This window comes from Pseudomonas cremoricolorata (assembly GCF_000759535.1).
Taxonomy (GTDB): Bacteria; Pseudomonadota; Gammaproteobacteria; order Pseudomonadales; family Pseudomonadaceae; genus Aquipseudomonas; species Aquipseudomonas cremoricolorata_A.
The window spans coordinates 2071683-2087504 of the sequence record NZ_CP009455.1 but is presented as its reverse complement, the minus strand read 5'-3'; the positions used below and the strand labels follow the sequence as shown (position 1 = coordinate 2087504).

14 protein-coding genes and 1 tRNA gene are annotated in these 15822 nt (G+C 64.9%); 8 read left to right on the top strand and 7 right to left on the bottom strand.

All coding sequences use genetic code 11. The features are described from left to right. Nucleotides 1-97: 97 nt before the first annotated feature. Together LK03_RS22300 and LK03_RS09075 are read right to left on the bottom strand one after the other, a co-directional pair. Nucleotides 98-241 (bottom strand): hypothetical protein, encoded by a 144-nt coding sequence (locus tag LK03_RS22300; RefSeq protein WP_167334491.1) that lies wholly within the window; start codon nucleotides 239-241, stop codon nucleotides 98-100. 82 nt (nucleotides 242-323) lie between these two features. Continuing rightward, nucleotides 324-1523: an MFS transporter gene (locus tag LK03_RS09075; RefSeq protein ID WP_038412020.1), complete on the bottom strand. Its 1200-nt coding sequence runs from the start codon at nucleotides 1521-1523 to the stop codon at nucleotides 324-326. A 171-nt stretch (nucleotides 1524-1694) separates the two neighbouring features. Between LK03_RS09075 and LK03_RS09070 the strand changes: the two genes are divergently transcribed. The 5 genes from LK03_RS09070 (at nucleotide 1695) to LK03_RS09050 (ending at nucleotide 7056) form a co-directional block, all read left to right on the top strand. Further along, a complete protein-coding gene (locus LK03_RS09070; RefSeq protein ID WP_038412019.1) occupies nucleotides 1695-2639 on the top strand; it encodes a FecR family protein in 945 nt (314 codons plus the stop codon). 94 nt (nucleotides 2640-2733) lie between these two features. Then, nucleotides 2734-2810 (top strand) — tRNA-Met (locus tag LK03_RS09065). A gap of 164 nt (nucleotides 2811-2974) precedes the next feature. Continuing rightward, nucleotides 2975-3475, top strand: a complete 501-nt coding sequence (locus LK03_RS09060) for an RNA polymerase sigma factor (protein ID WP_049870457.1) — start codon at nucleotides 2975-2977, stop codon at nucleotides 3473-3475. 52 nt (nucleotides 3476-3527) lie between these two features. After that, nucleotides 3528-4472, top strand: a complete 945-nt coding sequence (locus LK03_RS09055; protein ID WP_038412017.1) for a FecR family protein — start codon at nucleotides 3528-3530, stop codon at nucleotides 4470-4472. A 100-nt stretch (nucleotides 4473-4572) separates the two neighbouring features. Further along, nucleotides 4573-7056, top strand: coding sequence for a TonB-dependent siderophore receptor (locus LK03_RS09050; protein WP_049870456.1), 2484 nt, complete (start codon nucleotides 4573-4575; stop codon nucleotides 7054-7056). A 49-nt stretch (nucleotides 7057-7105) separates the two neighbouring features. On the opposite strand, the gene LK03_RS09045 is transcribed toward LK03_RS09050, so the two are convergent. The 3 genes from LK03_RS09045 to LK03_RS09035 all read right to left on the bottom strand — a co-directional run bounded on the left by LK03_RS09045 (nucleotide 7106) and on the right by LK03_RS09035 (nucleotide 9169). Then, complete coding sequence (locus LK03_RS09045; RefSeq protein WP_038412016.1) at nucleotides 7106-7807, bottom strand: DUF3053 domain-containing protein; 702 nt, start codon at nucleotides 7805-7807, stop codon at nucleotides 7106-7108. 121 nt (nucleotides 7808-7928) lie between these two features. Next, nucleotides 7929-8381, bottom strand: a complete 453-nt coding sequence (gene rimI, locus LK03_RS09040; protein WP_038412015.1) for a ribosomal protein S18-alanine N-acetyltransferase — start codon at nucleotides 8379-8381, stop codon at nucleotides 7929-7931. After that, on the bottom strand, nucleotides 8378-9169 hold the full coding sequence (locus LK03_RS09035) for a hypothetical protein (RefSeq protein ID WP_038412013.1): 792 nt from the start codon (nucleotides 9167-9169) through the stop codon (nucleotides 8378-8380). Before LK03_RS09035 ends, rimI begins: the two co-directional genes overlap by 4 nt. 183 nt (nucleotides 9170-9352) lie before the next feature. On the opposite strand from LK03_RS09035, the gene mksB reads away from it, so the two are divergent. From mksB to mksF, 3 genes are read left to right on the top strand one after another with little or no spacing between them, the layout of a single operon-like run. Beyond that, nucleotides 9353-10630 carry an Mks condensin complex protein MksB gene (gene mksB, locus LK03_RS09030; RefSeq protein ID WP_038412012.1) on the top strand — a complete coding sequence of 426 codons (1278 nt, stop codon included), beginning with the start codon at nucleotides 9353-9355 and terminating at the stop codon, nucleotides 10628-10630. Further along, the gene (mksE, locus tag LK03_RS09025; RefSeq protein WP_038412011.1) at nucleotides 10620-11300 is read left to right on the top strand and encodes an Mks condensin complex protein MksE; all 681 of its coding nucleotides are present in this window, start codon (nucleotides 10620-10622) and stop codon (nucleotides 11298-11300) included. The genes mksB and mksE overlap by 11 nt, the downstream gene beginning before the upstream one ends. Further along, nucleotides 11297-14104, top strand: coding sequence for an Mks condensin complex protein MksF (mksF, locus tag LK03_RS09020; protein ID WP_038412010.1), 2808 nt, complete (start codon nucleotides 11297-11299; stop codon nucleotides 14102-14104). Before mksE ends, mksF begins: the two co-directional genes overlap by 4 nt. 54 nt (nucleotides 14105-14158) lie before the next feature. Here mksF and LK03_RS09015 read toward each other — a convergent pair whose 3' ends face one another. Next, nucleotides 14159-14602, bottom strand: a complete 444-nt coding sequence (locus tag LK03_RS09015; protein WP_038414661.1) for a CreA family protein — start codon at nucleotides 14600-14602, stop codon at nucleotides 14159-14161. Between the two features lie 22 nt (nucleotides 14603-14624). Next, entirely contained in the window at nucleotides 14625-15743 is a 1119-nt protein-coding gene (gene proB / locus LK03_RS09010) for a glutamate 5-kinase (protein ID WP_038412009.1), read from the bottom strand. Nucleotides 15744-15822: the final 79 nt, after the last annotated feature.

Below are 15822 nucleotides of genomic sequence, written 5' to 3'. Positions count from 1 at the left end.
GACTACTCCACACCCGCCAGGCAAGGACTGGCAGGCATTCTTCACGCAGGTAAAGGACGAATGCAGGCGCCGACCGCGCAAGGCCGAACGGCGCAGATCAGTGGCGGGTGGGGTGTGGCGAGAAGGTGAAGGCGAACAGCACGCTGCGCCGGCGCTTGAGCACCGTGTCGCTGGGCCAGGTAGGGCGCAGGGCCTCGGGCTCAGGCTGACGAGAAGCGGCGATGATCGGCAGGCGCTGCATGACGGCGGGTTACGTGAGAAGACAGGAGGCGGACTCTAGGCCAGCCACCCTGTCCTCGTCAATTGAGCGAAAGTCGAGCCACTCAGCGCTTGCTGGTCGAGGGCAACAACACCGTCAACAACCCGAATAACGGCAGGAACGAGCACAGCCCGTAGACGTATTCGATGCCGCGCAGGTCGGCGACGTAGCCGAGCAGTGCGGCGCCGATGCCGCCGAAACCGAACATCAGGCCGAAGAAGATCCCGGCGATCATGCCCACGCTGTTGGGCACCAGCTCCTGGGCGTAGACGACGATGGCCGAGAACGCCGAGGCGAGGATGAAGCCGATGATGACGCTGAGCACGGTGGTCCAGAACAGGTCGGCGTAGGGCAGCGCCAGGGTGAACGGCGCCACGCCGAGGATCGAGAACCAGATCACCGCCTTGCGCCCGATACGGTCGCCGATCGGCCCGCCGAAGAAGGTGCCGGCGGCCACCGCACCGAGGAACAGGAACAGGTGCAACTGCGAGCTGGCCACCGACACGCCGAACTTCTCGATCAGGTAGAAGGTGAAGTAGCTGGTGAAGCTGGCCATGTAGAAGTACTTGGAGAACACCAGCAGGCCGAGAATCACCAGGGCGGCGATGACCCGCCCGCGGGAAATGCCATGGCCGGCCTGCACCGCCTTGCGCGCCTTGAACTGGTTCAGGTGCTGGCTGTACCAACTGCGCAAAATCAGCGTCACGCCGAAGAAGAACAGCGCCGCCAGGCCGAACCAGGCCACGTGGGTCTGGCCGAAGGGAATGATGATCGCCGCCGCCAGCAACGGGCCGAGCGCCGAGCCGGCATTGCCACCGACCTGGAAGCTCGACTGCGCCAGACCAAAGCGCCCGCCCGAGGCCAGGCGGGCGATGCGCGAGGTTTCCGGGTGGAAGGTCGACGAGCCGATGCCGACCAGCGCCGAGGCCAGCAGAATCATCGGGAAGCTGCCGACGAAGGCCAGCATGACGATGCCGACCAAGGTGCACAGCGTGCCCATGGGCAACAGATTGGGGTTGGGCCGGCGGTCGGTGAAGAAACCCACCCAGGGCTGCAGCAGCGAGGCGGTAACCTGGAAGGTCAGGGTGATCAGGCCGATCTGGGTGAAGCTCAGGTCGTAGTTGGCCTTGAGCATCGGGTAGATGGCCGGCAGCACCGACTGGATCAGGTCGTTGATCAGGTGCGCCAGCGCGCAGAAGCCGATGATGCGCATCACCAGCGGCGTGCTGCTGGCAGTGGAGGTCTGCGTACTGCTGGTGGCCATAGCCTGAATCATCCGTCCGCGAAATGAACGGCGATTATCCGGAAACAACTAGTTACTTAGCTACCTTTTTTACCACCCATCTACTGCACACTTGTAAATGGTTCTCACTCTAATTAGCATCCTTGGCACACCTACCCACCCTCTTCCACATGGTTCACGAGCGCTCGAACGATGCAGCCGATGCCCGCCCTGCAGCCTGAAGTCGATGCCGATGGCGATGTCCATCAGCACGCCACCCAATGGTTCATCCGTTTGCAGCAACCCAACTGCGACCGGCGTCTGCGCGAGGCGTTTGCCCAGTGGTATGCCGAGCCGCGCAACGCCGAGGCCTATGCCGCAGTGCAGGCTCGCTGGCTGCGCAGCGCGGTGCCGCCCGAGCGTCCCCGCCCCAACCCTGTGCAATTGCGCCGCAGCAAGGCCGGGGCGTACCTGGGCGTGCTGTTCCTGCTGCTGCTCGCTGCGCTGGCCTACCTCTACTGGCCATGGGCCCAGCGCCAGACCAGCGACCTGCACAGCGCACCCGGCGAGCGGCGCATAGTCAAGCTCAACGAAGGTTCAAGCGTGCAACTGAATGGCGCCAGTGCGCTGAACCTCGACCTGCGCGGCCGCGTCCGTCAACTGCACCTGCTGCAAGGCCAGATGTACCTGGAAGTGCGCCTGGACGGGCGCGCCATGGAAGTGCAGGTGGACGATGCGCGCATTCAGGTGTTCGGCACCCGCTTGCTGATCGGCCGCCGCGCTGACGGCGGCGAGCTGGTGGTACTCGATGGCAAGGCGATGGTCACTCAAGGCGGCGACCAGCGCCTGGTGTCGGCCGGCGAACGGGTGAGCTTCGGCGCGCACGGCATCGCCACCGTGCAGAAGGCAGACATCCAGGCCGCGCAAGCCTGGCGCAAGGGCGAACTGATCGCCCAGGACATGCCCCTTGGCGAACTGCTGCAACGCCTGACCAGCCCCCAGGGCCAGCGCGTATGGCTGCTCGACGAGCAAACCGCGCATCGGCGAATCAGCGGTCACTTCGATCTGGACCACGCTGAGCAGACCCTGCAACGCCTGGCCGCCGAGCAGCAGGTAGCGCTGCATGACCTGTTCGGCCACGGCTGGCTGCTGCGCTGAGCGCAGTGGCGGGCTAAGTTTCTGAAAGCGTGTGGATTTTTTTTGCAGGGAGTGTTGACAGAGGGGCGAGTGAAGAGAATAATGCGCGCCAGTTGGCTACATAGCTCAGTTGGTTAGAGCATAGCATTCATAATGCTGGGGTCCGGGGTTCAAGTCCCTGTGTAGCCACCAAACTCCGAAAAGGGCTTACCGCAAGGTAGGCCCTTTTCTTTTGCGTCCAGAAAAGCCCAGCCGGCGCTAGGACCGGGTCATGGGCAAAGCCTGAACTCAGCATTGAGAATAAGTACCATTCACGCTAGCATGCCGCACCTTTGGCCGCCGTCAGGATGTGGGCAATGTCGCAAGATCGCGAGCACCTGCTGGCGGCGTTTCTGGAAAACCGTGAAGCCTTGCAGGCGTACCTGGCTCGCCAGTTCGGCAACGTCGGCGTGGCCGAAGACCTGACCCAGGAAACCTGGCTGCGGGTCGCCAGCCGTACCCTTGGCGCGCACATCGGCAATCCCCGCGCGTACATCTTCCGCATCGCCCGCAACCTGGGCATGGACCTCTACCGCCGGCAGTCGCTGGGCATCGAGTTGCAGCTCGATCCACTGGCCGTCGAGCAGATCGCCGATGCGCGGATCGATCCGGCGCACTCCCTCGAACAACGCCGTGAACTCGAACGCCTGGTGCAGGTGCTCGACGAACTGCCACCGCGCTGCCGGGAAGTGTTCATCCTGTGCCGCGTCGAGGGTCTCGACCATCAGCAGATCGCCGAGCGCCTGAACATCTCCAAGAGCACCGTGGTGTCGCAGATGGTCAAGGCCATGCAACGGCTCGAGCGAGCAATGCGGTGAAAGGCCGATTACACTCCCCGCCCCGTCCCCAGCCTGACTTGGCCGCTTGCCTATGACCGATCCGCAGACTGCCACCCCGCTCGACCAGGCGCTGGAGTGGTGCGTGCGCCTCGCTGATCCGGGCGTAACGGTCGCGCAGCGCCGGGCGTTCGAACGGTGGCTGGCCGCCGACGAGCTGCACGCGCAGGCCTGGCAACGGGCGCAGCAGGTCTGGCAGGCCGCTGGCCCCGCCGCCGAGCGCAGCGCCGCGCGACGGCCGCTGGCGCCACGTCGGCGCGCACGCTTGGCCGGCTTTGCCAGCGCTGCACTGGTACTGCTCGGCCTGCTGCTATGGAATCTCGACCCGGCGCGCCACGCCGACTACCGCACCGACGTGGCCCAGGTACGCAGTTGGACCCTGGACGACGGCTCGACCGTGCAACTGGCGCCGCACACCGCCCTGGATGTGCGCTACAGCGAAGGCGAACGGCGCATCCGCCTGTACCGCGGTGAAGCCTGGTTCCAGGTCGCTGGCAACCCGCAGCGGCCGTTCATCGTCGAAAGCGCAGGGGGCACCACCCACGCCCTGGGCACCGCTTTCGATGTGCGGGTGCTGGACGATGGCGCGCAGGTCAGCGTCACCGAGCATGTGGTGCGCATCAACCAAGGCCAGCAACAGCTCGACCTTGCCAGCGGCCAGGCAGTGCGCTATGGCGCCGACGGCATTGGCTCGCCCATTGCCTTCGATGTCGAGCAACTGAGCTGGCGCGAGCAGCGCCTGAGCTTTCGCAATCAGCCGTTGCAGGACGTCATCGCACGCTTGCAGCCCTACAGCCGCGCCCACCTGATGCTGTTCGACGAGGGTCTCAAGCACCTGCCGGTGACCGCCTCGGTGCGCACCTCCGAGGCCGACGCTGCCCTGCGCAGTCTGCAAGTGGTGCTGCCGGTGCAGGTGACTGAAGTAGGTCCGTGGCTGACCCTCATACGCCCCGCAAAAACGCCTGCGGAAAAAAGATAGCGAAGTGGCATCGTTGTCTTCGGCGAGTCGTCCGTCATAAGTCCTGATCGCAAACGAGAAACACTCGCGAGCACGACTGACCCTTACGGATAACCCGCCCATGCGCACCCCTGCCCGCCGAACCCTTCCTTGCCACGGCCTGTCCACCTGCCTGACGCCGCTGCTGCTGAGCACTGTCCTGGGCTGCCCGCTGGCCCTGCTGCCACTTGCCAGCAGCGTGGCCGCCGCCACTGTGCAAAGCGCCGAGCACAGCTATGCCATCGCCGCCCAGCCACTGGATGCGGCCATCCTGCAATGGTCGGCGACCAGCGGCGTGCAGCTGTTCGCCGACGGCGAACTGACCCGTGGCAAGCGCAGCAGCGCGGTGCAGGGCCGCTACAGCGCCGAGGCCGCCTTGCAGCAGTTGCTGGCCGGCTCCGGCCTGACCTTCAGCCTCGCCAGCGGTCAGCGCGCCTACCTGCAAGCGCTGCCCGAACAGGGCGCGGCCATGCAACTGGGCGCCATCACCATCGACAGCCAGATGCTCGGCGCCACCACCGAAGACACCGGTTCGTACACCACCGGACAAGTGTCGATCGCCAAGACCGGGCAAACGCTCAAGGAAACTCCGCAGACAGTCAGCGTCATGACCCGCCAGCGCATCGAGGATCAGCACCTGACCTCGATCCACGACGTGCTCAACCAGACCAGCGGCGTGTCGGTGTACCAGGGCTCGCTGACCAGTTCGCGCTACCTCGCGCGCGGCTTCGAGATCACCAGCTACCGCATCGACGGCGGCTCGCCGCTGGGCAGCGCGGCCTATGCGCGCAAGGACCATGACATGGCCATGTACGACCATGTCGAAGTGCTGCGCGGCTCCGATGGGCTGTTCTCCGGTAACGGCGAGCCGGGCGGCAGCATCAACCTGGTACGCAAACGGCCCACCGCCGCGCCGCGGGTCGAGTTGGAAAACTCGGTCGGCAGTTGGAACAACTACCGCTCGATGCTCGACGTCAGCGGCCCGCTGGCCTTCGACGGCAAGCTCAAGGGCCGCTCGGTGCTGGTCTACAACGACCGCGACATGTTTTACGACAAGGCCGACGCCCAGCGCTCGTTCTTCTACGGCGTGCTGGAAGCCGACCTGAGCGACGACACCACCGTGCTGGCCGGCATGACCTACGACCACAACCGCACCTCCGACCAGGCCTACGGCTGGCCGCGGGCGCTGGACGGTACTTCCCTGGGCCTGCCGCGCAGCCATTTCCTGGCTGGTGCCGATGACTTCATCAAGACCAAAGGCGAGTCGTTCTTCCTGCGCGTCGACCAGCGCCTGTCCGACACCTGGACCGCCACCCTCGACACCCTTTACGCCCAGGCCGACCAGGGGCGTGGCTACTACAACTTCTACGGCGTCATCGATCCGGCCGACGGCTCGGGTTCCGGGGCCAACTGGCAGGGCCAGGCGCAGGACCTGTCGAGCAAATCAGTGGACTTCAACCTCAAGGGCGACAGCACCGTGTTGGGTCTGGAAACCACCACCCTGGTGGGCTGGAACTGGACCGACGTGGTGTTCGACAACGATCACTGGGAAGGCGAGGAATTTCGTCAGATCGACGACATCTTCGCCTTCGACCCCGACGACTACCGCAAGCCCGGCAGCACCGTGCCGACCTACAAGGAATACCAGCGCATGAAGCAGAACGGCCTGTACGGCTCGTTGCGCGTGCGCCTGTTCGACCCGCTGCACGTGATTGTCGGTGGCCGCTACAGCAACTACAGCTACACCTACGACACCGACTACGTCAGCGGGCGCAGCACCACCAACCCCTACAGCGACCGACGGGTGTTCACCCCTTTCTTCGGTGCCACCTACGACCTCACGCCGCAGTGGAGCCTGTACGCCAGCGTCGCCGACATCTACAAATCCCAGGCCGATCTGCGCAAGGCCTCGGGTGGGCCGCTCAAACCGATCACCGGCACCAGCCATGAACTGGGCATCAAGGGTGAGTTGCTGGACGGGCGGGTGAACACCTACGCCGCGCTGTACTACGTCAAGCGCGAAGGCCAGGGTGTGCGCGAGTTCCGCAACGGTGTCGACAACTGTTGCTACAACGACGATGGCCTGGTGACCAGCAAGGGCCTGGACCTTGAAATCAGCGGCGAGCTGTTCGAGCGCTTCCAGGCCAGCCTGGGCTACACCTACAACCATGTGCGCAACAACGTGGCCGGATCGGCGACCAACTCGCTGACGCCCAAGCATCTGCTCAAACTGTTCGGCGCCTATCAGATGCCGGGTGCATGGTCGGCGCTGAAAGTCGGCGGTGGGGTAACGGCGCAATCACCGTCCTACGTCAGCGGCAGCCTTTACGTGCGCAGCAGCGACGGTGAGTTCGAGGAAACGTCCGACAGCTACGCCTTCTCCCAGGCCGGTTACGCCATCTGGAGCGGCTTTGCCGAGTATCAGCTGGATAAACACTGGAGCCTAGCGCTCAATGCCAACAACCTGCTGGACAAGAAGTACTACGCCACCGTCGGCCAGGCCGAGTACGGCAACTTCTACGGCGATCCGCGCAACTACACGCTGACCTTGAGGGGGGTGTTCTGAGGTTCAGGATGCGGCGCCAGGCTTCCCAGCGCCGCACTGAGGCAGCTGATCAGCGCCCGAGCATGACCGCTTGCATGCGCGACTGCGCCTGCTGCACGGCCTGGCCCTGTTCGTTCAGGCTTTTCAGGCGGGTGTTGAGCTCTTCGAGCACTTTCGGATCCTGCACGGAAATCTGCGTGCCCTTGATCTCGATCTGCGCTTTGTGCGCCTCGACGTAGTTGCCGACGTCCTCGATACCGGCCATGGCCGTGTCGATCTGCGGCAGCAAAGCCAGGAAGGTGTCGGCCGGCTTGCTCACGGTGCGCTCGTAGGCCTGGTCATACACCGGCTTGAGGTCTTCAGGCTGCTTGAGCTGGGCCTTGGCGGCGTCGGCCTCTTCCTTGTACTGCTTGAGGTTCTGGCCCATCTCCGACAGACCGGTTTGCGCCGCCTTGAAGTCGTCGCGGTGCTCGATGACATCGTTCAGCGAGCGCACGGAAATCTTCTTGGTCAGCTCGCCCAAGGGTTTGACGCTGGCGTCCATCTTGCCGTTGAAGTCGGTGATCACCGAATAGTGCGAAGCGTAGTCGCCGAACGCCTTGGTTTCTTCGGCCGAAGGTTTGGGCACATGCACGCCTGGCTTGTCGAGGATGCGCGTTTGCAGGAACTGCTTGAAGGCGGCGCGCTGGTCCGGCTCGCTGTCACCGCAGGCGGTGAGCATGAAAGGGATGACGGCAGCGAGCAGCCATTGCGGACGGAAAGAGACGTTCATGTCGGTGACATTCCTTGCAGACAGGGAGGTGTTACCGGGATTAGTCCGACGAAACGTGGAGAAGTTTTGTCCATCCGTGTGACAGGCCGCACAGGCCTGCCTGCTAGCTGAACAAGCGGCGCTACTCGAACAACGTACAGGCCATCACCAGGGCGTCTTCCCGGCCACCGGCCATGGGGTAGTAGTCGCGGCGCCGGCCAATCTCGTTGAAGCCAAAGCGCTCGTACAGACGATAGGCCGACTGATTGCTGGCGCGCACCTCGAGGAAGCACTCGCGGCCGTTGAGCTGCCAGGCCCGGGCCATGAGGTGTTCGAGCAGGCGCAGGCCCAGGCCGCGACCCTGGTTCTCGGGCTTGACGGTGATGTTGAGCAGGTGCGCTTCATCGATGATGACGTTGATCACCCCATGGCCGACCTGCTGCTGGCCGTCGAACATCAGCCACACCTCGTAGGACTTGAGCGCATCGAGGAAGATGCCGCGGGTCCAGGGATGGCTGAAGGCGGCATATTCGATTTTCAGTACGGCATCGAGGTCCGCCTCGGTCATGGGGCGGAAACTGAGGGTGTCGGTCATTGCGCAGGCTTCCAGCGCGCCATCAGCTGGCGCATGGCTTTCCAGACGTCAGCCTTGCGCTGCGGCTCGTCCATCAACAGTTCAAGTCCCGGCAGCGCCCAGGCGGCGCCCAGGCTGTCGACCTGGAGCAGTTGGTAATAGCTGTGCTCATCGCCCTGGCCGGCGAAGCGTATCGCCGGCAGGCCAACCAGCCACAGGCAGACACTGGGCGAGTCTTCCAGGCGGGCCTGGACGAAGGCCTGGAGAAACTCCCGCGCAGCGTCCGGGCCCTGATCCATGTTGCCGCGGGTGAACATCGGCCAGCGCACCGGCTCACCGACGATCTGCGGCGCGTCGGGCAGACCGGCGGCGCGCAGCATGTCCTTGAGCAGCAGGTAGGACGGGTCGCGGCTCTGGAACGGCTGCCCGGTGGCCAGTTCGACCAGCAGCAGGCAGTTGCCGGCGCGCAGCAGTTGCAGGGCGAAGCGCGGTGGCGCGACGCGCTGAGCACGCGGCTCGCTGGGTTTTTCCGGGCTGTCGAGCACTGCTGGCGCCGGTTTGGCCAGGCTGGCCGGACGCGGAATGTCGATTTTCGCCCGCGGCGCAGGACGCACCGTCGGCGCCTCGGGCCGCGCTGCTGGAGCGATCGCGGCAGCATCCTCGACTACCGGCAACGGCGCTTCGGGCGGCGTCTGCGGCAACAGCAGCTCGGCACGCGAGGGCGCCGCGAACGGCAGCTCGGCACGCGGCAGCCAGTGCACCACTTGCATGGCGGAAAGGTAGGCGCGGCGGCGGGGTTCGGTGAGCACGGCGAATCGTCCGGGAAAAACAGGCGGGCATTCTACCGCTGTTGCCGCTGATTTACCGCAACAGACCGGCGGAAAAGCCGCCCTGCCAATGCCGCCACACCAGCGAGTGATCAGGGGGTGAAATCCTCCCGGTGCTATGCAGTACAATCGCCCCCCTTTGTGTGGCAACGAGTCGACCCGCCAATGATCGAACCCAAGCGTGTACTGCGCGCCCTCGCCGAGCACTGGGCGCTGATCGAACCGCTCTGCGAGCGTTTCGACCAAGGCACCCTGAGCCTGATCGAGTTGCGCCAGCACCTGGCCCGCCATCAGCTCGACAGCACCCCGCAGGACATCACGCAACTGCTCGACCTGTGGATTCGCCTGGACATCCTGGTACCGGTGGCCAAGAGCCCCAACCGTTTCGAGCTGAACGCGCAGATTCACGACTTCCTCGCCTACCTGCGTCGCGAGCACCGGCTGGGCCTGTGTCTTGAGATCGAAGCCTACCTGCGCCACCTCGAACGCCTGGCCGGACACATTCAGGACGCCTTCGACACCCGCGACAGCGACGACCTGGCGCGCCAGCTGCGCCTGCTCGACATGCGCGTGCGCGATGTGCTGAAGAAACTCGACAACGACGAGCAGGCGCTGGTGGCGGTGGCCGAGCGCGCCAAGACCAGCAACCGGCAGATTCCCCTGCGCCAGCGCTACGCCGAAGTGCTGGCGACCTGGGACGAGTACGTCGAGCCGATGATCCAGCTGGTCAACGCCGATGGCGCCTTCGAGCAGGGCGTGCGCAAGGTCGAGAGCGTGCTGCTGCACCTGCTGGGCGAACAGGCGCGGTTGGGGCATCTGGTCGACGACGACATGCTGCTGCGCACCCACGCGCGCATTCTGGAAATGCAGACCAGCGCCCAGCTGACCCTGCGCCATGCCCGCGAGCTGCTGCTGCCGCTGCGCGAGGAGGCGCGTCGACACAACGCCGTGACCCGTGGCGCGGCGCTGGCGCTGTCGGTGATCCGCCGCAAGGGCCTCGACGCCCTGCCCCACGCCGCCATGCCGCTGTTCACCCGCCCGCAAAGCACCTTCCTCGGCAGCGCCAGCCAGGTCGAGGCCTACGTGTATGCTCTGGCCCGTTTCGAGCCCAAGCCTGCACGCTTCCCCAAGGCGCACAAGACCGACAAAGACCCGGCAACCCAGGCGCCGCGCACGGTCAAGGAAATGCTCCAGCGCTGCGAAGACGCCCTGCCCATGCCTGACCTGATGCTCTGGCTGCTCGAGCAGGAGCCCAATGGCGCCACCGATGAGCTGCTGTACTGGTTCTCGCGCCTGTCACGGGACAAACGCTTCGCCCGACAGCGCCTGGCCCGACGCGACTACCTCACCTGCGAGCACAGCGTCAGCCTGCACTCCTTCGCCCTGACCTCCAGCCGCGACGCCACGCCCGAATCCACCGCGAGTTCCGCCCATGCATCTTGATCTCTCCGAACTGTCCCAGCTGGCGCCGATCTTCCGCGAGCTGTTCAAAGGCTTCCACGTCAGCCGCCGCGACCCCGAGCTGTACGCGCAACTGTCGAACTTCCAGGACCAGTACCGCACATTGTTCAAGGCCCTGGGCTTCGAGCTGGTGTGCGATACCCGCGGCTTCTACTACTTCGTCCCCGAACAGGCCGCAGCCCAGGTCAACAAGACCGCCCAGCGCCTGTCGCTGTTCACCTTCATCCTGGTCGAGCACCTGGCTGACCAGGGCCGCGACCCGATGGCGGTGCTCGACGGCGGCAGTCTGGGCCGCGACGAGCTGCCTTCGCTGCTCGACAAGTACCGTGACCTGTTCCTGCAAGCCGAAGTGCAGAGCGTCGAAGAGCTGGAAGAAAAGATCCTGCGGCGCATGACGCAACTGGGCTTCGCCCACGAGGAAGGTGGCGTGTACCGCTTCCTGCCGCCCATGCACCGCTTCCTCGATGTGTGCCTGTCGGTGCAGCAGGATCGCGACCTGGCCGCCACGCTGCACAGCGCACTGCCCTTACCGACTCCGGTGCTGGCAGAAGAAGCGCCGGATGACGACGCCGCCTCGGTGGATGAAGAAGAAGACGAAGCAGCCGCCTTGGCCCGCGCCATTCGTGACGAGCAACAGGAGATCGACGCATGAGCCAGGAACGCTACGGCATCCGCCGTTTCGCGCTGCTCAACACGGCCGGCTACAGCCTCGGCCTGTTCCCCCTCGAACACCCGCTGTCGGTGTACGGTGCCAACAACCTGGGCAAGTCGGCGTCGATCAACGCACTGCAGTTCCCGATCCTGGCGCGCATGTCGGACATGAGCTTCGGCAAGTACAGCCTGGAGCAGTCGCGGCGCTTCTACTTCGCCAGCGACACCAGCTACATCCTCTGCGAACTCAAGCTGCCCCACGGCAGCCATGTGGTGGGGGTGGTCGGGCGTGGCCCGGGCGGTGGCTTCGGCCATCAGTTCTTCGCCTACAAAGGCGAGCTGGACCTGGCCCACTATCAGCAGGACGACACCTGCCTGCGGCAGAAAGAGCTGTTCGCCAACCTCGAGCGCCACGGCCTCAAGGCCTATGAACTCAAACCCGACGAACTGCGCCGACTGCTGGTCGGCGGCCACACCTCGGTGCCGCTCGACCTGACCCTGATCCCGCTGCGCTCGACCAGCGAGCACAGCCTCAAGACCTTCCGCGCGCTGTTCATCAACTTGCTGCACATGCGCGAAATCACCGCGGCCAAGCTCAAGCAGCTGTTCCTCGATGCGTTCGAGCACAGCCTGCGCTCGGGCAGCGTCGACTACATCGCTGCCTGCGAGGAAGCCTTCCGCGACGTGCGGCGCATGGAGCAGGACTACAACGCGCTGGTCACCGCCGGCCCGCTGATCGAGGCCCTGGCCGGCGGCGTGGCCCAGCGCGATGTGCTGCGCGGCAAGCTGCACCGCATCTCGCCCCTGCTCGATAACCTGCTCGGCACCTGGCAGGAATACGCCATGGCGCGCAAGGAAGAACTGGTGATCCAGGCCGAGCACTACCGCAGCGAACAGGACAACCTGCAGACCACCCAGCGCAGCGGCACTCAGGAGCTGATGCGCCTGGAGCGGGAAATCACCGGTTGCCAGCGCTGGCTTGGCGAACTGGCGGTGCTGAAGAATCGCTTCGCCCTGATCGACGACGTGAAAGTGCTCGAGCAGCAACTGCTGGCGGCCAAGGACGCCCATGACGAACTGGCCGGCGCCCTGGCGCAATCGCGTCAGTTCAGCGCCGAAGACCTCGACGAGCGCCTGCGCGACCTCGAACAGCGCCTCAAAAGCGTCCGTCAGCAGCTCGACCACGCCGACAACAACAGCTACGCCAAGCTGCGCGAGGAGTTCTCCCAAGCCGACGTCGAGCGCCTGATGCGCCTGTTCAACGGCGCGCTGTTCAGCCTGCCGCTGGGCGAGCGCGGCATCGCCCTGGACGACGACGGGCTGTGGGTCAAATCCCTCGAAGCCCTGCTTGACGGCTTCAACGGCGAGCGCTTCGAAGTGCCGGGCCTGGCCATCGACCTCTCGCACATCGACCCACCGGCGTTGCAGGCGCTGGCCGATCGCGCCGCGCTGCGCGAGCAGAAGGATCGCCTCGACAAAGAACTCAAGCAGCTCAAGGCCCAGCAGTCGGTGGCTGTCGACCGCAACGCCAGCAAGGCCCAGACCGAGGCGCTGTACCAACAGGTGCTCGACGCGCAGAAGGCGCTGGAAGACTATCGCCGCAGCCAGACCCTGAGCGTTGAAGAAGCCGAGAAGCTCGAACAGCTGGCGCAACTGGAAGCGGCCCAGGATGAGCTCAAGCGCTCCAGCGATGCCTTCACCGAACGTGTCCAGCAGTTGTCGGCCAAGCTGCAACTGGTCGGCCGGCAGTTGTCCGATATCGAGTCCAAGCAACGCACCCTCGACGACGCCCTGCGCCGCCGCCAACTGCTGCCCAGTGACCTGCCGGCCGGCACGCCGTTCATGGAAGTGGTCGATGACTCGATGGACAACCTGCTGCCGCTGCTCAATGACTACCAGGACAGCTGGCAGGCCTTGCAGCGGGTCGATAACCAGATCGAGGCGCTGTACGCCCAGGTGCGCCTCAAGGGCGTGGCCAAGTTCGATAACGAAGACGACATCGAGCGCCGCCTGCACCTGCTGATCAACGCCTATTCGCACCGCAGCGAAGAGGCCCTGACCCTGGCCAAGGCGCGCCGCGCCGCGGTCACCGACATCGCCCGCACCCTGCGCAACATCCGCAGCGACTACGACAGCCTCGAACACCAGTTGGCGCTGTTCAACCGCGAAATCAACAAGCGTCAGGTGTCGAACCTGGAAAGCTTCCGCGTGGTGCTGGCGCCGAACAAGGAAGCGCTGCGGCACATCGACCAGATCATCCACAGCGCCGGCAAGTACGAAGAAGGGGAAACGCTGTCGGTGTTCGACCTGACCCACAGCGTCGAGCAGGACCAGAAGAACGAAGAGGCCAAGGAATACCTGGCACGGCTGGTGGCGGCCAACCACAACCAGTTGGGCTTGAAAGAGCTGTTCGAACTGGCCTTCGAGATCACCAAGATCAACGGCCAGCCGGTGATCCACGCCGACATCGACGGCGCTGCGTCCAACGGCACCACCATGACCATCAAAGCGCTGACCAACATGTACCTGTTGCTGCACCTGATGGACCGCGACCTGGCCGGACGCATTCGCCTGCCCTACTACCTCGACGAAGCCGCCGACATCGACGAACGCAACCAGACCGCCTTGCTGGAAACCAGCCAGCAACTGGGCTTCGTGCCGATTCTGGCGAGCGTCAAGCCACAGGTTTCGGCCCACGTGGCCATCGACCTGGAAGGCGGCAGCGGGCCGAACGGGATCTATATCGATGAGTCGGACTGGAAGTTCATCAGCCGGCTGGAAGAGGGAGAGGCTGGCGCGGCGTGATCGGTCACTGCTTGTGGGGCAGCTCAGAGTTGAGCTGCCCCACAATGACGGACATCACTGCACCCAAGGCAGAATCGGAATCGCCGTCACAGCGTTCTGTGGGCTGCCTTCGATGACGCGGTCGCTGTAAACCAGGTAGACCAGGGTGTTGCGTTTCTTGTCGAAGAAGCGCACCACCTGCATGGTCTTGAACACCAGCGAGGTGCGTTCCTTGAACACGCTTTCGCCGTCCTTGAGGTCGCCCTTGAAATTGATCGCACCGACCTGGCGGCAGGCGATCGAGGCTTCGGCGCGGTCTTCGGCCAGGCCCAGGCCACCTTTCAAGCCGCCGGTCTTGGCCCGCGACAGGTAGCAGGTCACGCCTTCGACCTTGGGATCGTCGAAGGCCTCGACGACGATACGGTCATTCGGGCCGACGAACTTGAACACCGTCGACACATTGCCGATTTCCTCGGCGCCGGCCAGCAGCGGTGTAGCCAGGGCAACAACAGCGAGCATCCGTTTCAGCACGGCAAATTCCTCAGACCAGAACCAGGTTGTCGCGATGGACCAGCTCGGGCTCGGCGCTGTAACCGAGGATGGCCTCGATGGCGTCGGACGGCTGGCCGATGATTTTCTGCGCTTCCAGCGCACTGTAGTTGGCAAGCCCCCGGGCCACTTCACGGCCATCGAGGTCGACGCAGATGACCATCTCGCCGCGGCGGAAACTGCCCTGCACGGTCTTCACGCCCACCGGCAGCAGGCTCTTGTGCGCCGCCTTGAGCGCCTGCACGGCGCCGGCGTCGAGCACCAGCGTGCCGCGGGTCTGCAAATGCCCGGCCAGCCATTGCTTGCGCGCCGCGAGCATGCCGCGCTCGGGCGAGAGCAAGGTGCCGAGGCGCTCACCGGCCTTGAGCCGATCGAGCACGCGCTCGATGCGCCCGCCGATGATGATGGTGTGGGCGCCGGAGCGGGCTGCCAGGCGTGCGGCGCGCAGCTTGGTCTGCATGCCGCCACGGCCCAGGGCGCCGCCAGTGCCGCCGGCGACGGCATCCAGGCTCGGATCATCGGCACGGGCTTCGTAGATCAGCGAGGCTTCGGGGTTGTTGCGTGGGTCGGCATCGAACATGCCGTCGCGATCGGTAAGAATCACCAGCAGGTCGGCTTCCACCAGGTTGGCCACCAGTGCGGCCAGGGTGTCGTTGTCGCCAAAGCGAATCTCGTCGGTGACCACTGTGTCGTTTTCGTTGATCACCGGCACCACGCCGAGGTCGACCAAAGTGCGCAAGGTGCTGCGTGCGTTGAGGTAGCGCTTGCGGTCGGACAAGTCATCGTGGGTCAGCAGAATCTGCGCGGTGTGCTTGCCGTGCTCACCGAAGCTCGACTCCCAGGCCTGCACCAGGCGCATCTGGCCCAGGGCGGCGGCGGCCTGCAGTTCGTTCATCGCGCTCGGTCGGGTGCTCCAGCCCAGTTGGCTCATGCCGGCAGCGACCGCCCCGGACGAGACCAGTACCAGCTCCACGCCCGCTTCACGCAACGCCACCATCTGCTCGACCCAGACCGCCATGGCACCGCGGTCCAGCCCTTTGCCGTCGGCTGTCAGCAGGGCACTGCCGATCTTCACGACCCAGCGCCGCGCACCTGTCACCTTGCTTCGCATCTTCTTTCCAACCTATGTCGAATCTGTAGATAGCGTTGATATGTGGATACTAAAACGCCGCTCGATTGAGCGGCGTCCA